This is a genomic window from Aquiflexum sp. (assembly GCF_041749095.1).
Classification (GTDB): Bacteria; Bacteroidota; Bacteroidia; order Cytophagales; family Cyclobacteriaceae; genus Aquiflexum.
On the sequence record NZ_JBGTCA010000162.1, the window covers coordinates 1 to 22,904 of the forward strand.

Here is a 22,904-nt window from a genome sequence, read left to right on the forward strand (position 1 = left end):
TTGGGAGATGAATACGAATATTATTTCTACCGAACGCATCAGGGTGCGGAATGTGACTTGTTATTGGTCCGGTCCGGAAAAGTGAAATATGCCATCGAAATCAAAAATACCTTATCCCCAAAAATCAGCAAAGGCTTTAGGATCAGTATGGAAGACACCAAAGCAGAAAATGGAATATTGCTGTCAAGGATACAGGATAGTTATCCTCTTGATGCCAATATTCAAGCCATGGGACTTGGAGAATTCCTCCAAACGGTGGAAAGGTCTTCCTAGTCTACCAATCACAAAGTTTCGGAGCAGTCCTACCTACGGCAGCCAGGCGTCATGCTGATCCCGATTGCGGTAGAAACATCTCATGAGGTTCAGTTAATGATAGAATTAACATAAATAGAACCTCTAGAGATTCCTCGTACCTCGGAATGACGCCAGTCTTGAAGCCATTCCTGTTCTGTAAATACCAATTTTCTCCGCTACCAATGTCCATTCTAAGTATTTTTGCCATGGCTCATGGACATGGCGTGAATATTTCTTTATTCATAAAACAAACTTGGCAGGTAAAGCGATATCTCCGGCACATAGGTCACCAAGAGTAATACAAACAGACTGACCAACAAAAAGGGCAATCCTGCCCTGCTGATTTTTTCTAGGGATATTTTGCCGATGCTAGAAGCTACAAACAGACAAACACCAACAGGTGGGGTGGTCAGCCCAATCACCAGGTTCATCACCATGATCATGGCAAATTGAATCGGATCAACTCCCACATGAAGCGCCACGCCTAATAAGACTGGAAATAAGATCAAAAGCGCTGCGATGGTTTCCATAAATGCCCCTACAAAAAGGAGCAGAATATTGATCATCAGTAAGATCATAAACTTATTCTGCGTGAGATTCAACAGACTTTCTGCAATCAATTGGGGAATCTCCTCCACGGTCATGATCCAGGCAAAGAGGTTGGCAAAGCCCACCAATACCATCAGGGAAGCCGTCATCTTTGCTGATTCCAAAATGATTTTTGGCAACATGCCCACTTTAAGTTCCCTATACACCAACAAGCCGATCAAAATTGCATAGACGACTGCCACTATCGAAGCTTCGGTTGGAGTAAAGACACCACCTATGATCCCAAATAAAATCAACAAGGTCATCATAATGGCCCAAAAAGCCTGATAAAAACTTTTGGCCATGGTCAGAAATGGTACTCTCTTATTCTTTGGATATTTCCTTTTGACAGAAATAATGTAGGTCACCAACATCAACCCCATGCCTAACAGCAGACCGGGAATAATCCCCGCTATAAAAAGCTTCCCAACAGACAATCCTGTCAATGTTGCCGCAATGATCATGGGCAAACTTGGTGGGATAATCGGGCCAATCGTGGAGGAAGTGGCCGTAACAGCACAGGAAAAATCAGTGTCATAGCCTTCTTTTTCCATTGCTGGAATCATCACCGAACCTATACTTGCCGTATCGGCTATGGCTGTACCGGATATTCCTCCAAACAACATGGAAGCTCCGACATTGGCCAGGCCCAATCCACCCCGTATGTGTCCAAGAATGGCATTGCAAAATGCGATGATCCTTCCTGTAATGCCACTGGCATTCATCAGGTTTCCGGCAAGAATGAATCCTGGGATTGAGAGAAGAACAAATACATCTATCCCTGCATACATTTTCTGAGGAATGACGATCAGAGGCAAATCCGAAAAGAGGATATATACAAAAGCAGACAATCCCAGTGAAAAGGCGATGGGTATGCCCAAAAGCAACAACAGCAGAAATACAATAAAAAGGATCAGGATCATTGTGATTTTTTAAGGTTTAAAAATATCTCAAAAGCAGCATACAGCATCACCAAAAACCCCATACAGGTCATGGAAAAATAAATAAAACCCATATTGATTTTCAGAGAGGCCGAATCCTGAAGGGTGACTATTTTGACCAATGGAATGCTGTAGATAAACATGGTTCCCATCAATAGGATGATGGCGGATAAAATGAGGTTGTCCATCAATATCTTAGCCTTGGGAGAAAAACGGTCCAGTAAACTGCTGACATTGACATACGCCCGGTCTTTGATTGCCAGCCCTGCACCAAGACTGACCATATAGATAAAGCAAAATCTCGCCAACTCCTCAGTCCAATGCGGCGACCATGGCAATGCATACCTTGCCACCACCTGTATCATCACCGTCACGATCATCAGGATAAAGCTGATTACGACTGCCCATTCTAAGGTTTTATCTAAGGTTTGTTTCAATTGGGGAGTTTTTAGATTTTAGATTGAAGATTTTAGATTTCGGTAGCTGTTAGATTTAGGGTGAGGTGAAAACTTGATGGGTTTTGAAGGCGGTTGAGATGTTTTTATTCCTCTTTGTTCCATTTATCAACTGCATTTATTCACTTAATATCGTTCGTGCCATACCTACGAAAGGAAATCCTACGGCTTTTAATCTATAATTTTCATTGTCAATTCCATATTTAAGAGAAATCCAAAAGTCCTTTTTTTGGTTATTAGACTTCTTCCGCCACGGCGGACAAGACCTGTCGTACCAATGACATAAATCGGAGCAGCCGTCATGCTGATCCCGATAGCTATCGTGGAGAAGCATCTCATGAGGATCTGGAAATGCAAAATTAACGATAAATTGAACCTCTTGAGATCCCTCGTACCTCGGGATGACGCCTGTCCCTCATAGTTTGGATTAACTGGATGTCATTACCCTTTTCTGTACGTTTTTCAAATTGTTGTAAACTCGAAGTGACAAGGAAATGCCTTCTTTATTCTAGGATATAGTTCCTAATTACTCGTTTCTCGCCTCTCTCTTTTAACCCCACCTGTCTTGGTTCTTGTCTCTATTTTCTCGGCTCTCGGTTCTCGCATCTCATATCTCACGTCTAATTAACCTCCTGCACCCTCCTATACATCTTCTGCTGTCCTTCTGTGAAATGTTCCATTACTGCTTTGCTGGCCAATTCTGTAAATGCTTTTTTGTCCACTTCGATAAATTCCATGCCTTTGTCTTTTAGAAATTGGGCATCTAATGCTTCTTGTTTCAAATATAATCCGTGTTCATATTCCTGCATGATAGCGGCTGATTCCAGAATGATTGTTTGCAAATCAGGAGGCATACTTTCGAATTTTTTGTTTCCCATGACTATATAAGCCCAACCTTTGACATGTTCGGTAAGGTTAACATATTTCTGAACTTCGTACAAACCTGCATTTCGTATCAGGGCTAGGGGATTTTCCTGGCCATGGATGGTTGATTGCTGTAGGGCGGTGAATACTTCAGAAAAAGACATTGGTGTAGGTTTAGCCCCCAAACGGCTCCAAGTGGATACAAAAAGCGATACGTTGGGAACTCGGATAATCAGGTTTTTGAGGTCATCAGGATGTCTGACAGGAACGTTGGAAGTGAGATTCCTTGCGCCACGCTCAAACCAGGCTATGGGCTTCAATCCAGAAATATTGATAATATGTTCTTCAATCTCTTTACCTATTGGGCCTCCTGCGACTTTTCGAAGATGCTCGGAATCCCTAATGGCATAAGGGGTGGCACACATGATAGCCAAAGGCAAGCTCCAATTTTCAAGGGATTCGGCAGTCAACATCAAATCCATACTTCCGCCCAAAATTCCGGTGATCATGTCCATTTCCTTGCCCAACTGCTCATTGGGATAGACTTTTACCAAGATTCTTCCCTCAGACCTTTGGAATACCTCGTCTGCAAATTTGAGTGCCGCCAAATGCCAGATATTCTGTTCGTTGGCCAAATGCCCAAAGCGTAACGTATATTCAGGTTTATTGGTATTGTCTTTTGGCTGACAGGAAAAAATTCCTATTAGGAGTAATGCACACAACACAAAAATTCGGATCATTCTGGGATTTATTTTTGGCCAATCTGCTTGAATCCTGAATTTATCAAAAAAATCGATATGATCACCCGAAACTGTCCAGGTACTTTTGAAGGTATAAGAATCCGTTTGTTTTAATATCTATAAATATCAAATCCGCCTTGGCGGACAAATTACCCACCAATATCTAATAATTACTTAACATTTTATTTTGGGCATTTCGATTTTACAATATTATGTAAATGTTTAGGTTGAATTTAGAAATTTTTGTGTAGTCTGTATCAATAGGAATGTGGCTTTAGCCCATTCATTAATAAATGCAAAATACCAATAGGCTTTAGCCAAAACAGAAAAGGTAGATATAAGTTTGGGGGTTATGTTTGGCTAAAGCCGGGGGATATTAGACCTCTTTTTTCCTCCCGCTAAAGCAGGAGGCAATTGATTGGTGAGCCAAGCATTAATTCTTCTGCATGGATTAGCATGACGACTGCTCCGATTATTTCACTGGTATTTCAAGAATTCAAACCATCAATCCAAATAATAAACCCTTTTCACCCTACTACTAATATTGGTCAGCAACTCATAAGGAATGGTTCCGATCCTGGTGGCAAGTTCCTTTAGGGAAATGTTTGGTCCATAGATGATTACCTCATCCCCTTCTTTGGCGTCCATTCCTGAAATGTCTATCATGGTCATGTCCATACAGACGTTTCCGATCACAGGAGCTTTTTTTCCATTGATGAGGACATATCCTTGCCCATTGCTGAACCTTCTGTCATAGCCATCTGCATAGCCAATGGCAATGGTGGCAATATGACCATCTGCATGCATGACACCTTTTCTTCCATACCCGACAGTATCACCTGCATCCAATGTTTTTATTTGGGAAATGGTTGTTTTCAATGTGCTGACGGATTTGAGTTGGGCGTCATGTTTACCGCTGACTTCTACGCCGTACAAACCTATCCCCAAACGGACCATTTCCATTTGGTATTCGGGGAACTTTATTATTCCGGCTGAATTAAGCGCATGTCTTAAAGGACAATAGCCCAATTTCTCAGTAAGCTTATCGTACATCAACAAAAACATTTCCAACTGTTGCTGGGAATAATCCTGATGGACTTCTTCATCAGCACCGGCCAGATGGGTATAGACACTGGAAATTCTTAGATCGGGATATTCCGAAACCATGTCCAACAATTCGCTCATGTGTTTGAGTTCGAATCCCAGCCTGTGCATGCCGGTATCCAAATCCAGATGGATATTCATACTGCATCCCCGATTTTTGCAGTACCTGCCGATTTGTTGATAAAATGATAGGGAATAAACCACAGGCTCTAAATTGTACTTTTCCAAAAGGAAGAATGATTCCTGCACCGGATTGAGTACCATAATCGGCAGGACAATCCCCTGTTCCCTCAAAGCAACACCTTCATCAGTATAGGCTACAGCCAAATAATCGGCCTTTAATTGTTGTAGGTGATTGGCAATTTCGGCAGCGCCACCACCATAAGCAAAGGCCTTGACCATGACCATGACTTTGGTATTGGGGAGCAATTTGGTTTTATAAAAATTGTAATTGTGGGTCAACGCATTGATGTTGATTTCTAAAGTAGTGCCATGAATCCGCTGTTGCAATAAATTGACCACCGCCTCGAAGCCAAATTTCCTGGCACCTGTGACCATGATCAAATCGTTTTCAAAATCATTGGCTTGTAGGTTACTCAGAAGCGCTTCTGTATCTGAATAAAATGTTGCTTTGTCTCCCAAATCTTTTCCCAACACGTGAATTTCGCCACCGACTCCAATGACTTTGTCTATGCCATGAAAGCGGATCAATTGACCTACTTCCCGGTAAACTTCCTCAATATTTCCGATCTGAAGAAGATCCGAAATGATCAGAATTTTTCTTTTTTTCGGACGTTGGGCAGCCATAAAATCCAAAGCAAGCCTTAATCCTGCCAGGTCATTATTATAGGTATCATCAATGATCAGACTTTCATTTGCCCCGGTCTTCAAGGTCAGTCGCATGTCCACGGCTTTGAGGTGGTCAAGTCCTAGCTGAATGGTACTTGGATCCATTTCCAATACCAAAGCAGCAGCAATGGCATTTCTGACATTTTCCAAAGAAGCCTCATCTGTGAAAGGCACAGAAAAAGTAAAAACACGCAGGTCTGGTTTCATTAAAAGTATCTTGGATCTTTCCAGTTCTTTTTTCACTGAAAAAGTATAATCCGTCCCCGGATAATCTGACCAAGCCAATAATCTTTCATCATCAAAATTAGCCCGGAGGAATTGATGAACCTGAACATGTTCCTTGCGGTAAATTATCAATTGGCAATCTTCAAAAAGCTTGGCTTTTTCCTTTAGTTTTTGTTCAATGCTAGTAAACCCTTCCTCATGGGCTGTGCCGATATTGGTAAAGATCCCCAAGTTTGGCCGAAGCATTTTTTCGAGCCGCTGCATTTCATCAGGTCTTGAAATTCCCGCTTCCAATACTGCTACCTGATGATATGGTGAAATCCCAAATATGGACAAAGGCACTCCCACTTGACTGTTATAGCTTTTTGGACTTTTGGCTACAGCATATTTTTGACCCAAAATCTGACCAAGCCATTCTTTGACAATGGTCTTTCCATTACTGCCTGTGATTCCCACCAAAGGTCCATTAAAAAGATTTCTCTGATATGCTGCTAAGGATTGGAGCGCTTGCAACGGATATTCTACACCAATTAAAACCAATCCTGATTGGTCTTCCGCTCCATTTAAATAGTCCTTTTGAACCAAAAAACAACGCACCCCTTCTTCAGCAACCGTAGGAATGAAATGATGCCCATCAAATTTGGCTCCTTTCAAAGCGAAAAACAAAGTTGTTTCAGGCTGTATAATATTCCTGGAGTCAATGGCTATAAAATGAATCAAGGCTTCCTGATGACCGGTCAAAAATTGTCCGTCAACAATTTCCCGGATTTGAAAAGCTGTAAGGGATTGGATCATTTACCAAATGTAAGTATTTGATATTATTCTTCCTTTCCTTCGTTTCCTTCCTTTTTTACAAAGAATACCTGCTTGATCCATCTTGGAAGGAAGATAGCCCCCAATAACAAATAGGGATAATACGTAAGCATCCTCCAAAGAATACTGGTGACAAAGGTGTAGCCAGTTAGGAATTCAGAAAAGAACTGAGCAAAGAAGAACTCAGCTGTGCCACTGCTGCCGGGAGTTGGGGATATCATCATAACAATCCACATGATGACCTGTCTGGCAAAAATGATAACATGCTCCTTTAAGTCAAGGGATTCATAGGCACCTATGAGCGCATTCAACATCAAATATCTTGAACTCCAGATAAATATCGTAGCTAAAATAATGGGAAGCCAAAATTTCATTGTTTTCCCTTTCAGTTCCTTCGACGCTTCGATAATTTGATTTCCATATTCATTGGCTGAATGTTTCCACTTCCTCAGCCATCTAATTGAGTACAGTTTTAATAATATCGATTTGAAAACCCTGGGTCTATAAAACAAAGCCGCCGCCATTACTATAGAATAAATGGCATACAAGGAATAACTTGCCCAAAATAAAACTTCAAGGCTTCTTCCCAGCCTCATTTCCATGACCCTGCTTGTCGGAAATATATTGCCTTGGGCAAAATATAAAATAATTGGTGCCCCGATCACGAAAAACAGGTTATCCAATATTGCTGTCACCATAACAAAAGCAATGGCTTTCCCCAATTTGATCCCTTCTTTATTCAGGATAAATATCGCCACGGCGGTTCCTCCCACCACAGAAGGAGTTACAGCTGATGCAAATTCCCAAAGAATAATGACATAAATAGCCCTTGTCCAGGTTAAGTGTTTGTCAGTAATTTCCCTAATTCTGTAAACGTAGCCAATATCCCGACCTAGGATAACAAAAATAGCAATCAATATACCCCATACTGAAGCATCAAAAACTCCCCGTAATGTTTTGGCATTGACATTGGGATCCGAGTAAAACATAAAAAACACAATACCCAAGCCTATCAAGACCGGAACCCACACCTTATTGGGATTAAGGGTTTCAAAAATCTTCTTGTTATCTAGCTTCATATCCTACTCGGTCGGCACTGTTTCTTTCTTTTCTACCCAAAAATTATTGAATCCCTCTCCAATCACAATGGTAACCATTGATAACTGAAGAAGTTCCAAAATGGCTAAAAATGTATAAATGACGAAGATTTTGTCAGGTTTATAACTAATAAAATCCGTAAAGGGGACCTTATCCCTAAAACTGATTTTATCTAGCACAAAGTCTTTTTGCTGCTCAATGGTATAAGGATATTGGATAACTGTATGTTTGGTTTCATCTGTCCTTGAGGCATATCTGGAAATCACCTTTTGGTACACCTTCAATAATTTATAGAGATCCAGGTCCTGCATTTCAGCCTCCACATCATCCACTTTGGACAGTTGTTTGAGTTCAGCGATGATATTGCCTCTTTTTTCCTTGGCCATTCTGGTCTCTTCCATTTGGGCCAGATCTGATATGACAGATTTGTATTTCTTATATTCCAATAAATGTCTGACCAATTCTTCCCTTGGGTCTATTTCCTCACCGTTTTCATCCAATTCCGGTCTTGGAATAAGCATCTTGGATTTGATTTTCATCAGCGTGGCGGCAAACAGGATAAAATCACTGGCCACTTCAATCTCCATTTTCTCCAATTGGTGGATATAATCCAGGAAGTCCTGTGTAATTTTGGCGATGGGAATGTCATAGATATCCAGCTCGTCCCTTTCAATAAAGAACAACATCAAATCGAACGGTCCCTCGAAGAGTGGTAATTTGATTTCGAAACTCACTGTTTACTGTTTATTTTATCTTAATTTTGCAAAGTCTTTTGATCCCAAAGATATTTAAATAAAAGCAATTTATACATTTGAGATCCAAAAAGACCTTTTCAAAACTTCATAGAATAGGATTCATCTTTTTCAAAACATTTGTAATTGAGGAATGTTAATTACCTTTAAAACGAAATACATCGCTAATGATAATCAAACCCGGTAAATTACTCTCAAAGATCAACTCACCCGATGATCTTAAAAAGTATTCCAAAGACCAACTGGTTCAGATTTGTGATGAACTGAGACAGTTTATCGTAGACAATGTCTCCGTGTATGGAGGCCATTTTGGTGCAAGCTTAGGCGTAGTAGAACTTACCGTCGCCCTTCATTATGTATTGAATACTCCTGATGATCAATTGGTATGGGATGTAGGACATCAAGCTTATGGGCATAAAATTCTGACAGGAAGAAAAGAACAGTTTCATACCAATAGGATATATGGAGGCTTATCGGGTTTTCCAAAAAGGAGTGAAAGCGAATACGATACCTTTGGTGTAGGTCATTCAAGCACCTCCATTTCCGCGGCTTTGGGAATGGCCATGGCTTCAAAGTTCAAGGGAGACAAATCCAAACAACATGTGGCTGTCATCGGAGACGGTTCAATGACCGGAGGAATGGCCTTTGAAGCCATGAACCATGCAGGAGTATCTGATACCAACATGATTATCATCCTCAATGATAACTGCATGTCCATTGATCCAAATGTCGGTGCTTTAAAAGATTACCTTACGGACATCACCACCTCCCATACCTACAACAGGGTAAAAGATGATGTATGGAACCTATTGGGCAAAATCAGCAAATTTGGATCTTCCGCCCAGGAAATCATTTCCAAAGTAGAGGGAGCGATCAAATCTGCTGTTTTAAAACAGAGCAATCTTTTTGAGTCCCTCAACTTAAGATATTTCGGTCCTGTTGATGGCCATGATGTACACCATTTGGTGGAAGTTTTGGCTGACCTCAGAGATATTCCGGGTCCTAAAATCCTTCACTGTATCACCGTCAAAGGAAAAGGATTTGCTCCCGCAGAATCCGGCAACAAAACTACATGGCACGCACCCGGGCTTTTTGACAAAGTGACCGGAGAAATTTATAAAAAGCCCCCAACAGTTCCGCAGGCACCAAAATACCAGGATGTATTTGGCCATACCTTGGTGGAATTGGCAAAGGGTAATGACAAAATCATGGGAATCACCCCGGCCATGCCTTCAGGGTCTTCACTCAACATCATGATGAAAGAAATGCCCGAAAGGGCGTTTGATGTCGGAATTGCAGAACAACATGCCGTGACTTTTTCGGCAGGTCTGGCAACCCAAGGTCTAATTCCTTTTTGCAATATTTACAGTACATTCATGCAAAGGGCCTATGACCAGGTCATCCACGATGTGGCAATACAAAATCTACAGGTTGTGTTTTGCCTTGACAGGGCAGGATTTGCAGGTGCGGATGGCCCAACACATCACGGGGCTTATGACATGGCATACTTTAGGTGTATTCCCAATATGGTGGTCACTGCTCCGATGGATGAGTCCGAACTCAGAAGCTTGATGTACACCGCAACCAAGTTTCAAGGTCCATTCTCCATCAGATATCCAAGAGGTCAGGGCGTCATGCCTGAATGGAGAACTTTTATGAGAGAAATTCCGATCGGTCAGGGTAGAATCATTAAAGAAGGCGAAGAGGTTGCAATCCTAACTATTGGTCATATCGGAAATTATGCAGTAACTGCTACCAACATATTAGCAGAGGAAGGTTTAAAGCCAGCACATTATGATATGCGTTTTGTAAAACCTTTGGATGAATCCTTGCTGCATGAGGTATTTGCTAAATTCAAAAAGGTAATTACTGTTGAAGATGGATGCCTGATGGGCGGATTTGGTTCAGCAGTATTGGAATGGATGGTGGATAATGGTTATGCTGCACAGGTAAGAAGATTGGGAATACCCGATGCCATCATTGAACATGGAGAGCAGATAGAACTCCACCGTGAATGTGGCTTTGATCCTGAGGGAATTGCGCAGACGGTGAGGGACATGGCAGAGTCGGTTATCGAGAAATAATTTTTCATGCCAACAGTTCTAAATTCAAAGAGATTCAGGTTTTTCTTTTACACAAATGATCATCCGCCTGCCCACTTTCATGTATAAAAGGACAATTCCACTGCAAAATTTGAACTTAATCCTATTAAACTGATTAAATCAAAGGGATTTAACGCAAAGGATTTATCAGAAATTCGTAAATTGATAGAAAAATACAAATCTTCATTAGAAAATTCATGGAATGAATATCACGGTAATTAATAAATCTGCTTTAGCCAAAGACCTCTGGTTTGACGAGGTTAAAATGTACATTCTTTTAGATGATGGGAGAGAGTTGGGCATTCCTTTGGAATGGTTTCCTAGATTAAGACAGGCTACAAAAAAAGAGTTATCGAGTTGGAGACTGATTGGTAACGGAGAGGGAGTTCATTGGAAGTTATTGGATGAAGATATTTTGGTAGGAGCCTTACTTTAAGTCAACCAGTATTCTTGTATCAATAAATGATATCTTTTTCTCAGAAAGGAACCGGCCAACAACTTATCTTAATTCACGGATTCTGTGAATCGAAAGAACTGTGGAAAACTTTTTCAGATCACTTATCCACATCCTATCAGGTATTTTGTCCCGATCTCCCTGGATTTGGCGAAAGTCCTATCAATCAGACACAAATCAGTTTGGAAGAAACCGCAGTTGTGCTTCATGATTGGTTGGAAGAAAATCATATTCATAATCCCATCATCATAGGACATTCGCTTGGAGGCTATGTCACTTTGGCCCTGGCAGAACTGATGGGACATGACCTCAAAGCCATTGGGCTTTTCCACTCAACTGCTTTTGCTGATGATGAGGAGAAAAAGAAAATCAGAAACAAAACAATTGTTTTTGTCAAAAAGCATGGTGTGGATAAGTTTATGGATTCATTTGTTCCCCCTCTTTTCTCGGAGCAACACCGGACTGAACAATCAGATAAAATAGATGAATTGATTGCCTTGGGGAAAAGGAGCTCCAAAAAAGGTGTTCTTGCATTTATTGCGGCCATGCGGGATAGGAAGGATAGGTTTGAGGTGTGGAAAACTTTTCATGGCCCCAAACTAATGATTGCAGGCGAATTGGACCCGGCAGTCAAAATTGAAGCGAGTCGTATGCACAAACCTTTTGCTACCCATTATCATGAACTGAAAGGCGTTGGGCATATGGGGATGTTTGAGGAAACAGAAAAGACTTTGGAGATGGTGAAAGATTTTTTAAAAGTTGTAGATGAGTAGATTTTCAGGTTTTTTTAAGCAATCGCCTTTCCAAAATTTCCCGATAAGGATTTCATGGTTTCTTTAAAAAAAGCTCTCAGCGGATCGAGTTCTAAGTAAATGACTCAAATTTTGATTTTCACCATCGGCTTTGGATGGTTTTTTCCCAAGATCACCCCTGTTTGATTCAAAACCTTTGTGGATAACTCAAAAGGTTGATGTATATCAAAACCGGGAATCGATGCAATTTCAGGAATCCAATGACGGATATATTCCCCTTTTTTATCATAATTATTTGCTTGCCTGAGTATATTGAAATACCTGTTTTCTCTTGGGTCATTACCTACACCTGCCACGTACATCCAATTCCCCCAATTGCTGCATACATCCTAATCAATCAACATACTTTCAAAATAACTTGCTCCCCATCTCCAATCAATTCCCAAGTCATTCACCAGAAAGGAAGCTACAATCTGTCGACCCCTATTGGACATAAATCCAGTTTGATTCAATTCCCTCATATTGGCATCCACAAATGGAATTCCTGTCTTACCATCGGCCCACTTCCAAAATGAAGTTTCATCTCTTTTCCAGTTATCCACAATGTTTTTTATTCCATTGATCTGGAAAACCTTGTTCCCATGTTTCTTACAGATAAACCTGAAATAATCCCGCCATATCAATTCAAAAATCAGCCAATAGGTAGATTGATTCTTTTTCCTTTCCTTTTCATATTTCAGGACTTCCTCGTAGATATACCTTGGAGACAGGCAGCCCAAAAAGGTGAAAACTTGCTGCTATAATCAGCACCCAGTAGACCATTTCTTGTTTCCTTATAATCTTTTAAAAGATCTTTTTCCCAGAAATAAACCTGAAGTCTTTTTTTGCCTTCATCTTCTCCACCTCTGAAATCCAACACTCCCAATTTTGATGTGGTGGGTGTGCTAAATCCCAATGTGGATAAGGCAGGAATGTGCTCTATATGATCCAAATCATTGGGGAAATTGATGCTTTGGGGTGTTTCAAGAGTTTTACGGACTTTTGAAAACTTCTCGCACTCTTTCCTGAATTGGGTAAATACCTCAGGAACAAGATTGGTCGGAAAGGGTAAATCTTCAATATGGAATAATGTACTTTGCCAGTAAGCTTCTGTGGCTATACCCAACTTCCAGGCTGATTTTTCCAATCTCTCCTCTACAAGTTTTTCTTCTTGGGTTACCTCCTCAGAAAAGAAAATGGCTTCTGCTTGAAACTTTGTTGCCAATTCCAAAACTTTTTTTTCAGGGCTCCCTATTTCTACAATAAGGTCGGCTCCGAGGTGCTGAAGTGATTTTTTTAAGTTATCCACAGACTCAATCAGAAATTTGGCCCGGTATGTTCCGGTTTTTTGGAAGCCCAAATCTAATTCCCGGAAACTTCTCGGATCGAAACAATAAACAGGGATTATTTCCCTTCCCTTTGTCAATGCAGAAACTAAGGGTGCATGGTCATGCACCCTCAGATCATTTCTAAACCAAACTATAACTCTATCGTATTTCATTGATTTTTCAACAGTTTGTTGAATAAAACTGTTTAGCGGTTTTTGGTTTTTAAGCGTTCTTACTCTTCGAATAAGAAACAACTCAGAAGAATCGGTTCCGATAGATTTATTTCTGTGAAATTTGACCTGACCAAAGAAGTACAAAGCCCTGGACCTGCTTGGGGTTGGGAGTAAGTAGTTGTCCGAAGACCGTTGTCCGAAGGTTTTACCTTCGGATCCCTGAGTAAAGAGGTTGAACCTCTTTTCACCTGAGTTAAAAACTCAAAACTCAAAAATCAGGCTTCGGATAACGCAAATCTCATATCTAATGCTGTATTTTCCCAAAATCCTGATTAACTTCATGTTATGATGCTGAAACTCCGCTTCGTTTTAATTTTTGGATTGTTCATCAACAATCTTGCCTACTCCGTCCAAACAATTGGGCAAACTGCTCCACTTTTTGATTCAGAAGAAATCCTCGAATTGACCATCTCGGGAGATATCAACAGGCTTGTCAAAGACAGGAAAGGAAAACCTGAATATGATGAAATGACCATTTCCTACTTGGACCAAAATCAAAAGGAAATTTCTATTCCGTTGAAAATAAGGACAAGGGGCAATTTTAGGAGGCAACAAAATATCTGTACCTATCCGCCCTTATTGCTTAACTTCAGTAAAAAAAATGTTGAAAACACATTTTTTGAAGGTCAGGATAAGCTGAAATTAGTCATGCCCTGCAAAGGTGACAAATATGTGGTCAGGGAATATTATGCTTATAAAATCAGTAATATTCTAAGCCCGAAAAGCTTTAAAGTCAGACTTGTTAAACTTAACCTGGATGACAGCAGCAATAAAATAAAGGTTAAGGAACCCTTTTTCGCATTCCTCATTGAAGATGAGGAACAAATGGCTGAAAGAAATGGGATGGTGGCCGCTGGTCAGGATCTGATACGGCCCAAACAAATCGAAGTACAGGAATTCATCAGAATGGCTCTTTTTCAATATTTTATTGCCAATACTGACTGGTCAATTCAGTTCAGACAGAATATCAAAATCATTCAAAATCCAAAAACAAATGAATTGATTGCCGTACCCTATGATTTTGATTTTGCCGGTATTGTATTGACTACCTATGCCAAGCCTGCCGAAGAATTGGAAATGTCCTCTGTAAGGGAAAGAAGGTATAGGGGCTACTGTATCAACAATATGGAACACTTTCAAAAGGCCTTTGCCCTTTTCATTGAATTAAAGGATGATATATATCAATTATATCAATCAAGCCCATATTTGGAAAGCAGCTATATCAAATCGACACTGAATTATTTGGATGAGTTTTATAAGGTTATCAATAATCCAAAATTGGCAGAATGGGAACTCCAATACCCCTGTCTCGCCGGCGGTACAGGGGATGTTGTGATCAAAGGATTGAAAAATGAGTAAGGTATCCACATTAATGAATACGAATATGAAAAATATATCCACATTTTTGTTTGTTTTTATTTCCCTAACAACAAACGCACAGGAAAAGTCTTTGGCAGAAAAACTAGGCTATTCAATAACCGACAAATTATTGATTATCCATGCGGATGACATAGGGGCAGCCCACTCAGAAAATGTTGCCACAATCGCTTCCATGACCAAAGGTGTGGTCAATTCGACAAGTATTATGATGCCTTGTGCTTGGTCTACCGAAGTTGGTGAGTTAATACAAGATCTTCCCGACCTTGATATCGGTGTTCACATCACCCTGACAAATGAATGGGAAAACTACAAATGGAGAACTATTTCCTCCGAAGTTCCGGGACTGCTAGGACCTGATGGCTATATGTATCCTGATTGTGCGTCTGTTGCAATAAATGGTAGTCCTGAAGAAGTCGAAAAAGAGATGAGAGCACAAATTGAGGCTGCTTTGCGGATTGGCATCAAACCCACCCATCTTGATTCGCATATGGGTTGCGTATATTTTGGAAGACCTGAATATTTAGCCTCATTTATCAATTTGGCAAAGGAATATGGAATACCCCCGATGCTGAACAAAGAAATTATTGATGGAGTGGTAAGAACCAATCCTACATTGTTTGAAGGTATCGATGTGGATAACTTGCCTTTGGTTGACCAAGTAGGCATGTTATACCCAAACGACTATGATCAAATAGGAAGCGATGGTTTTTACACTAATTGGTTGAACAATTTATCTGCAGGTGTGAATGTTTTATTGATTCATGTCGCCTATGACGATGCAGAAATGCAAGCCGTAACCATTCGCCATCCACATTTTAATGCCCTTTGGAGACAGGCGGATTTTGATTTTTTTACAAGTGAGAAAGCCAGAAAATTGATCAATGATAACGATATCAAACTCGTTACATGGAAACAGATAGGATCTTTAATTCATTGATTCTATCATTATTTGATTTTTTTCTATAAATTTCAGCTTCCTCAGAGAAGCGGTCTCCTCATATTTTCACATAATACCCGACTGTGGATAAATAATTGCCCAAATCATACTATCTCGCTAAACACCCAAAAAATGAAAACTTTACGCCAAGTAATGGTTTTCTCCGCAATTTTTTGTTTTCCCGGAATATTCAGTTCCTGTGAGGACAAATGCGAAGACACCATGTTCCAGATCAAGGAACTTTCCATTTCTCCCCGTACAAGAACAGAAGGTTCAACTTCTCTTACCCCATGGAGGACCATCGATGAACTTCCTTACAATAGGCTGACGTTCATCATCCAAATGCCAAAACCGGTTTTGGTTTTCTTTACACTCAATTCCGAATGTCCGGTTGTTTGGAAAAATGAAAACCGGGTAATTGACCTCAAATTGGTTAGTGACATGGATTATAGCCAAGAATATCCTGCAGGTTCGGATTTATTGGATATTGCTTCCTTTACTGTTGACCAAAACAGCTATATTCCCAAAAGCCAATTTCTCGGAAATTATGTCAATCAATCAGAGGTAACCACTGCGTACTTAATATTCAAAGAGGCTCCCTCAGAAAGCCTTGTTCATAAACTCACCTTGGAAGCCCAAACAGCAGATGGCAAATCAATAGAGTCTGCTACTGTCAGTATTTTGTTGAAACCTGTGGAATGATTAAACAATATTTACCTGAAATATAAAATGTGGATAACTCTCATAACTTGTCTTCGTTGGAAAATTAATTGGAAAAATCAGTCCTCAATCACTATCTTCGAAACCAATTAGTATCAATATGTACAGATTTGCAGCCAACTATTTAAAAGTTATTATCCTCTTTGCTACGGGTTTAATGGGCCTATCCGCCTGTTCCAAAAATTGTGAAAACATCTTGTTTGAAATCAATTCAATTGGGCTGACTCCAAGGAATTTTGATTTCAGCACCGGACAGGATTCTCCTTGGAGCAATGAGTCCGAGCTGTCTTCCACAAGTCTGGCCTTGAGGTTCGAAATGCCGAAGACCATATTAAATCCAGGAAATTTGGACTCTGATTGCCCACCGAGATACCGAAACAACAACAAAGCGAAAAGTATTAAAATGTTCAGCAATCAACCATTTAATGATATCCCTGCAGGAGAAGATTTGTTGAATGTTTGTGTTTTTACAATAGATGGGTTTAATGTTATAGAAAAAGCAGATTTTTTAAGATCCATTATTAATGAATCCAATTTTACAAGATATTTCATCCTTTTCAATTTCATGACGGAAGTAGAAGCCACGCATTTTTTGCAAGTTGTTGTGGAATTTGAGGATGGGACAACTAAGGAGACTGAATTTGTTGAGGTGCTATTAAAGCCTTAGCGCAAAAGATGGTCGGAAATTTTCTTCGACCATAGAAAATATCATTCTTAGGGTAAATTAAAAAAGGGCTTTATATTTAACACCAATGAACCTAAAAAGAAAAAGCCCATGAAAATCTTTTTTCCTATAATTTTATTTTTATTGGTCATTTCTTCCTGCCAAAAGGAGGAGGAGGTCAAACCAATCTCAGATATTATGAATGATGTCGAAGGGTTGACCGGAAAAGCAGAATACCTGTCCTCACCCTATGTTACCGCGGGAGACCGTGTTTACATGGTCGGGCATCAGGATGGTACATTCCCTGACCTTGGCTGGCACGTGGAAGGAGAAATGGGGGGAATTTGGAACCATCCCATCAAACTCATGGATGGATTTACAGCCGCTATTTTTGAAGATGGCGACTCCTATTGTCTGGACGCTGCACATCAATTTATCAACTATCCATTTGCAAACAAACACATGTTTCAAACACATATTCAGGGATTGGAAATTGACAGGTTTCAGTTTGTTCCTGATGGGAAACAGGGTGTGGTCATTGAATTCAATTTTAGGAATTTGGCGGAATCCAATGTTTCATTTGGATTTGAATTTGCCGGATATACAGACCTTATGCCGGTATGGCTTGGGGAAAAGACAAATATGGTGGATCATGTGGATAACTTAACCTATGACCAAGCCAGGCATGCCTGGAGGGGAAAGGATGCTGGCAATGAATGGTATGTCCTGTTTGGGGCAGGTAGAGAAGCCAAAAGAAGCATGGGACCGTCAGACTACTGCGAATACGCACCCATAGGCAACGGTCAGGCCGCACGCCTGGAATATAAAATCAATTTGCGCCCAAACGAAACTAAAAGCCTTCGTTTTGTTGTATCAGGCTCTTACGAGTCACAAATTGATGCGGAAAAAACTTACGACATTTTGCACAGTCATTCGGACACCTATCTGAAGGATAAGCTTGGGAAATATGAGAAAATTGCCTCCAGATCCAAAGTCACTATTCCTGATAAAGAACTGGAAAAAGCTTTTGAATGGGTCAAATACAACACAGAATGGCTTGTCAGGGATGTCCCGGAAATCGGAAGAGGACTTGGTGCAGGAATGCCGGATTACCCATGGTGGTTTGGGGTGGACAACGAGTACACTCTAAAGGGAGTCATTGCGACGGGGAGAAAAGACTTGGTTTATCAGACCATTGAACTTATCCACAAGCTTTCAGAATCCAACGGAAACGGGAGAATTGTGCATGAAGTAAGTACCAACGGCGTGGTTTTCAACCCTGGCAATACCAATGAAACCCCACAATTTGCGTCTTTGATATGGTGGGTCTTTGAATGGACAGGCGATAAGGAATTTTTATCCACATATTTTCCGACCATTCAAAAAGGTTTGGAATGGTTGATGGTAGAAAACGATGAAGAGGAAAATTTATTCCCCGATGGCTATGGGATGATGGAGATTCATGGTCTTGAATCCAAAATGATTGATGTCGCTACTTATACTCAGGTAGCGTATGCAGATGCTGCCAAGATAGCACTTGAACTTGGTGATGAAATAAGTGCACAAAGTTATCAACAGAAAGCTGACAAACTCAAAGAAAAGATCAATGAAGAGTTCTGGGTTGAGGAATTCAATTCGTATGCAGACTTTATCGGTACGAAGAGAGAAGCGCTCCAACTCATCAATGCAGCCATTGTCAGGGCAGATACTTTGAAAAAACCTTGGGCCGTAGAAGAACTCAGAGCAACCCGTAAAAAGTTATCCACATACCCTGCAAATAAGAGACAGGGCTTTGTCATTTTCCATAATTGGGTGGTCAATACCCCAATGGAAATGGGAATTGCTGTTGAGGATAAAGCCATCATAGCTTTGGATAAAGGTCGGGAATTTGTGAATCCATTCGGTGTCTTCGTCACAGGGATAGATCGGGATGAGTCCTCTGACATGGAGGATGGTTCATTTACAGGCAGCAAAGTATTTTCTTATACTGGTGCTGTGATGACATTACCTACCGGCGTTCAGGCTATTTCTGAAAACAATTATGGCAGACCGGACCAAGCATTGGAATACTTGCAGATGATGACCCGTTCTTTTGGATTTGCTTTACCGGGATCTATTTATGAGGTATCTCCGGATTATGGTATGATGGCACAGGCTTGGAATCTTTACAGCTATGGGGTTCCCATAGTCACGCAGTTTTTTGGAATCAAACCAATCGCTTCCAAAAAGGTTATCCACATTACTCCCCAAATGCCTTCTAAATGGAATGAAGCCAAAATAGAAAATGTGCTTATCGGTGACAACGAAATTTCTTTTACCTGGAAAATGCTTGAGGACAGAAGTATCGAAACCGAGATCACACAAAAAAACAGTGACTGGCAAATAATCTTCAACTGGCCTGTGGATAAGTATTCCAAAATCATGGTCAATGACACCGAGGCTGAACCTGAGGTTTCCCAAAAGCACAACAGCATCAAACTGACAGGCAAGAAAAATAAAGTAACGCTGAAATAAAATCTATTCTCTTTGATCTTTTTTGGCTATTTATCTCGTTTGGACAATTCTCAGATAAAGATCCTATTAGACCTTTGCCGAAATTTATCTAAAGGAATTGAACCTAAATTCAAGTAATTGACGAAATCGATATATTTTTGCAGGAGAAAGTATTCAAAAATATGAGAAACTTCATTTCAAAATTCAAAAGAACCAGAATTTCCTTTTGGGACAGGATTTTGGAAATTATGAGTATTGGAGCACTGATCGTTCTTTGGGTAATGACCTATAAGTTCCAACATATTGGTGCTGAGTTGGTACCTCAGGATTTTAATTTTTTCGAAACCCCAAATGAATATTGGGCAAGTCAAATGACTTATGCTGTACCGATTATTGCCACTATATTATATTTCGGTGTGACTATTTACAACCTGAGGCCACAATATGGCCAATATCCTATCAAGGCTTCTTCTGAGAAGGCCGCTGACCTTAGTAAAATTAACAAGAGGCTTTGGAGATGGCTGAAATTCAACCTTCTTGTGGTTTTTATTATCATTGAATATTTCTCATTCCACACGGGTTCTAATGCCGGCACGGGGATTACGCCTTTGATGATTTACGTTTTTCCGATATTACTTTTTGGACCGGTCGTTTTTTTCTTTATTGAATTCTCCAAAAGTCAATTAGAATAGCCGGTTTTCAGTGTTCAGTATTCAGTAGGCAGTATGCAGTCGCAGTAGGCAGTCTGCAGTAGGCAGTAGTAAGCTTAGTAATAAGCAGTACTAAGTAGTAAGTACCAAGTCCAAGGAGCTGAAAAAGGCCCCGTCATTCTGAACGAACTTTAAACAGTTCGTATTTTATCACAAAACTTTATGCGAAGTGAAAGCCTGCCCCGTAGAATTTCGGGGAATCTCTCAGAATAGAGAAATTTAGTATGAAGTAAAAACCAAAACGTTACAAAACCTTCCGATTAGACATTAATATCCAAAAGTTTCATCAACTTTTCCAGATAAGTAACATCGTCCTGATCAAAATCATCTAAAAGGTCGCTGTCCACATCCAGGACTATCCAGACCTTTCCTTCTTTGAATCCCGGTACCACGATTTCTGATTTGGAAGCTGAACTGCAGGCAATGTGGCCCGGGAAAGCATCTACATCCGGAACCAATTGTGTTTTAGCTTCTTTCCAAGCTGTACCGCATACTCCTTTCCCAAAAGCAATCCGGGTGCAGGCCAAAGGTCCCTGAAAGGGTCCAAGAACCAATTGTTCTCCTTTGACCAGGTAAAAACCGACCCAAAAAAAACCAAAAGCTTCTTTCAGTACTGCGGCCACATTGGCCAGGTTTGCATAGACATCTGTCTCTGAAGAAATCAAGGCTTCTATTTGGGGAAGGATTGCCTGATATTTTTCAGCTTTAGAAGCTTGGGATGGTATGTTAACAGTTTCAGCCATTTTATTTGGTATCAATTAATTTTGAACCGTGGATAATTCTCAATATTTCCACTTTTTGATTTTTATGATAATAAATTATGCGGTATTTGCTTTGAAAAATTTCTCTGATCATAGGTGAACCAAACTCTGGAACTATTCTACCCATTTCAGGAAATGTTGCAATTAAATCAAACTTGTTGAAAAATTTAATGATTAAACTACGGGCAATTTTGGGTGAGTATTTTGATATGTTATTATCAATCTCTGTTAAATCTTCCCAAGCCGATTCGGTAATTTCTATTTTTGAGTTTCCCATTTATTAAAAAATCTTTCTTTGGCTTCACTCATTGTCATGGTTTTTCCATCCAAAGAATCTTTTATCCCTATTTCCACTTTTTGTATGAAAAGCAATCTTTCCACCAAATCCTCAATATCAAACTCATTTGGCATCTTTTCCAAGATTTCCTTAACCTGTTCTTTTTTCATTATCTAGAAATTATATATCCAAATTTAAACTATTTCCCGAAATAGTAAGCTTGTCTTTCATAATGTCAAGCTCTTCCGTTTGAATTCCATTTAGATGGGGAGCCGAAATTCCCTGCCTACCGGCAGGCAGGCCACTTCCAAATTGAACCTGTCCTGTAAAAACCCTCGCTTCATCCCAAAGGTTCTCCTTGATAAATGTATTGAGCAATTGGGCGCCACCTTCTACAATCAGACTTTGGATTTTTCTTTGGTATAAATCCTCTAGGATCTCGCCGATATTAAATCCTGTGGAAAGTTTGACATGCTCCAGATTTTCTGATTTTTCTGCCCTGATCTGATTATAACATAAAGTGGATTGGCTTTGGTCAAAAAGATGAAGATCTGGATCAAGTGTAAGGTTCCTGTCAACTACTATCCGAAGTGGGTTTTTGCCGGTCCACTCACGGACATTCAATCGGGGGTTATCATATTTTGCAGTTGAGGTACCCACCATAATGGCATCTTCTTCCGATCTCCACCTATGTACCAATTGGCGGCTGTATGGATTGCTGATCCATTTGGAATCATAATTTTCCCTGGCTATAAAGCCATCTTTGGTCTGTGCCCATTTTAGAATAATGTAAGGTCTTTTCCTTTCCATAAAAGTAAAAAACCTCCTATTTTGCTCCCTTACATTTTTATTCAATACGCCTGTGACTACCTCAATTCCGGCATCCTTTAAGATCTGAATGCCTTTGCCACCTACAAGTGGGTTGGTATCTACAGTTCCGATGACCACCTTTTTTACCTTTTTCTCCACCAGAAGATTGGCACAGGGAGGTGTTTTCCCCCAATGGGCGCAAGGTTCCAAAGTCACATATACAATGGATGAAGGCAGTAAATCAGGATTTTTGACCGAGGCTACAGCATTCGGTTCGGCGTGGTACCTACCGTATTCTTCATGATATCCTTCACCTATGATTTCATCACCATGGACAATCACACAACCAACCATTGGATTAGGGCTGACAAAACCTAAACCCAATGAAGCGAGTTCCAAAGCCCTGAGCATGTATTTTTCGTCTTGGGTCATGTCAGGGATTTGGTCGGAGGTTAATTTCTTCGAGTTGCTTCCTCCTTCGGGGTTCGACGATGACATTATTCACAGTATCAGGCAAAAAA

General features: G+C 40.3%; 20 protein-coding genes and 2 pseudogenes. 11 read left to right on the forward strand and 11 right to left on the reverse strand.

Annotation, left to right across the window (positions count from 1 at the left end; translation table 11 throughout):
* Positions 1-273: pseudogene (locus ACEW8O_RS07880) on the forward strand (ATPase); the annotation flags it as partial.
* 257 nt (positions 274-530) lie between these two features.
* On the opposite strand, the gene ACEW8O_RS07885 reads toward ACEW8O_RS07880, so the two are convergent.
* The 6 genes from ACEW8O_RS07885 to ACEW8O_RS07910 all read right to left on the reverse strand — a co-directional run bounded on the left by ACEW8O_RS07885 (position 531) and on the right by ACEW8O_RS07910 (position 8,705).
* A complete protein-coding gene (locus ACEW8O_RS07885; protein ID WP_373494073.1) occupies positions 531-1,805 on the reverse strand; it encodes a TRAP transporter large permease in 1,275 nt (424 codons plus the stop codon).
* Complete coding sequence (locus ACEW8O_RS07890) at positions 1,802-2,260, reverse strand: TRAP transporter small permease (RefSeq protein WP_373494074.1); 459 nt, start codon at positions 2,258-2,260, stop codon at positions 1,802-1,804. The genes ACEW8O_RS07885 and ACEW8O_RS07890 overlap by 4 nt, the downstream gene beginning before the upstream one ends.
* A gap of 638 nt (positions 2,261-2,898) precedes the next feature.
* Complete coding sequence (locus tag ACEW8O_RS07895; protein WP_373494075.1) at positions 2,899-3,882, reverse strand: TRAP transporter substrate-binding protein; 984 nt, start codon at positions 3,880-3,882, stop codon at positions 2,899-2,901.
* 504 nt (positions 3,883-4,386) lie between these two features.
* On the reverse strand, positions 4,387-6,855 hold the full coding sequence (locus tag ACEW8O_RS07900; RefSeq protein WP_373494076.1) for a bifunctional UDP-N-acetylmuramoyl-tripeptide:D-alanyl-D-alanine ligase/alanine racemase: 2,469 nt from the start codon (positions 6,853-6,855) through the stop codon (positions 4,387-4,389).
* 23 nt (positions 6,856-6,878) lie between these two features.
* Entirely contained in the window at positions 6,879-7,952 is a 1,074-nt protein-coding gene (locus ACEW8O_RS07905) for a lysylphosphatidylglycerol synthase transmembrane domain-containing protein (RefSeq protein ID WP_373494077.1), read from the reverse strand.
* Positions 7,953-7,955: 3 nt separating this feature from the next.
* Entirely contained in the window at positions 7,956-8,705 is a 750-nt protein-coding gene (locus ACEW8O_RS07910) for a ScpA family protein (protein ID WP_373494078.1), read from the reverse strand.
* Between the two features lie 185 nt (positions 8,706-8,890).
* Between ACEW8O_RS07910 and dxs the strand changes: the two genes are divergently transcribed.
* The 4 genes from dxs (at position 8,891) to ACEW8O_RS07930 (ending at position 12,052) form a co-directional block, all read left to right on the forward strand.
* The gene (gene dxs, locus ACEW8O_RS07915) at positions 8,891-10,807 is read left to right on the forward strand and encodes a 1-deoxy-D-xylulose-5-phosphate synthase (protein WP_373494079.1); all 1,917 of its coding nucleotides are present in this window, start codon (positions 8,891-8,893) and stop codon (positions 10,805-10,807) included.
* A gap of 132 nt (positions 10,808-10,939) precedes the next feature.
* Positions 10,940-11,047: a hypothetical protein gene (locus tag ACEW8O_RS07920; protein ID WP_373494091.1), complete on the forward strand. Its 108-nt coding sequence runs from the start codon at positions 10,940-10,942 to the stop codon at positions 11,045-11,047.
* The gene (locus tag ACEW8O_RS07925) at positions 11,028-11,261 is read left to right on the forward strand and encodes a DUF2442 domain-containing protein (protein ID WP_373494080.1); all 234 of its coding nucleotides are present in this window, start codon (positions 11,028-11,030) and stop codon (positions 11,259-11,261) included. Before ACEW8O_RS07920 ends, ACEW8O_RS07925 begins: the two co-directional genes overlap by 20 nt.
* Before the next feature lie 26 nt (positions 11,262-11,287).
* On the forward strand, positions 11,288-12,052 hold the full coding sequence (locus ACEW8O_RS07930; protein WP_373494081.1) for an alpha/beta fold hydrolase: 765 nt from the start codon (positions 11,288-11,290) through the stop codon (positions 12,050-12,052).
* Positions 12,053-12,156: 104 nt separating this feature from the next.
* Here ACEW8O_RS07930 and ACEW8O_RS07935 read toward each other — a convergent pair.
* Positions 12,157-13,571, reverse strand: a pseudogene (locus ACEW8O_RS07935) (DASH family cryptochrome).
* 345 nt (positions 13,572-13,916) lie between these two features.
* Between ACEW8O_RS07935 and ACEW8O_RS07940 the strand changes: the two are divergent.
* From ACEW8O_RS07940 to ACEW8O_RS07965, 6 genes are all read left to right on the forward strand, one after another.
* A complete protein-coding gene (locus ACEW8O_RS07940) occupies positions 13,917-14,990 on the forward strand; it encodes a hypothetical protein (RefSeq protein ID WP_373494082.1) in 1,074 nt (357 codons plus the stop codon).
* Between the two features lie 25 nt (positions 14,991-15,015).
* Positions 15,016-15,948 carry a polysaccharide deacetylase family protein gene (locus ACEW8O_RS07945; protein ID WP_373494083.1) on the forward strand — a complete coding sequence of 311 codons (933 nt, stop codon included), beginning with the start codon at positions 15,016-15,018 and terminating at the stop codon, positions 15,946-15,948.
* A gap of 132 nt (positions 15,949-16,080) precedes the next feature.
* Complete coding sequence (locus ACEW8O_RS07950; protein ID WP_373494084.1) at positions 16,081-16,650, forward strand: hypothetical protein; 570 nt, start codon at positions 16,081-16,083, stop codon at positions 16,648-16,650.
* 118 nt (positions 16,651-16,768) lie between these two features.
* Entirely contained in the window at positions 16,769-17,335 is a 567-nt protein-coding gene (locus tag ACEW8O_RS07955; RefSeq protein ID WP_373494085.1) for a hypothetical protein, read from the forward strand.
* A 108-nt stretch (positions 17,336-17,443) separates the two neighbouring features.
* Positions 17,444-19,846 carry a glycogen debranching protein gene (locus tag ACEW8O_RS07960; protein WP_373494086.1) on the forward strand — a complete coding sequence of 801 codons (2,403 nt, stop codon included), beginning with the start codon at positions 17,444-17,446 and terminating at the stop codon, positions 19,844-19,846.
* A gap of 161 nt (positions 19,847-20,007) precedes the next feature.
* Positions 20,008-20,517, forward strand: a complete 510-nt coding sequence (locus ACEW8O_RS07965; RefSeq protein WP_373494087.1) for a hypothetical protein — start codon at positions 20,008-20,010, stop codon at positions 20,515-20,517.
* Positions 20,518-20,795: 278 nt separating this feature from the next.
* Here the strand turns inward: ACEW8O_RS07965 and ACEW8O_RS07970 are convergent, their stop codons facing one another.
* From ACEW8O_RS07970 to ribD, 4 genes are read right to left on the reverse strand one after another with little or no spacing between them, the layout of a single operon-like run.
* Entirely contained in the window at positions 20,796-21,278 is a 483-nt protein-coding gene (locus tag ACEW8O_RS07970; protein WP_373494088.1) for a GAF domain-containing protein, read from the reverse strand.
* 1 nt (position 21,279) lies between these two features.
* The gene (locus ACEW8O_RS07975; RefSeq protein ID WP_373494089.1) at positions 21,280-21,573 is read right to left on the reverse strand and encodes a type II toxin-antitoxin system RelE/ParE family toxin; all 294 of its coding nucleotides are present in this window, start codon (positions 21,571-21,573) and stop codon (positions 21,280-21,282) included.
* Positions 21,555-21,743, reverse strand: a complete 189-nt coding sequence (locus ACEW8O_RS07980; RefSeq protein WP_373494090.1) for a hypothetical protein — start codon at positions 21,741-21,743, stop codon at positions 21,555-21,557. The genes ACEW8O_RS07975 and ACEW8O_RS07980 overlap by 19 nt, the downstream gene beginning before the upstream one ends.
* A 10-nt stretch (positions 21,744-21,753) precedes the next feature.
* Positions 21,754-22,815, reverse strand: coding sequence for a bifunctional diaminohydroxyphosphoribosylaminopyrimidine deaminase/5-amino-6-(5-phosphoribosylamino)uracil reductase RibD (gene ribD, locus ACEW8O_RS07985; protein WP_373494092.1), 1,062 nt, complete (start codon positions 22,813-22,815; stop codon positions 21,754-21,756).
* Positions 22,816-22,904 lie beyond the last annotated feature (89 nt).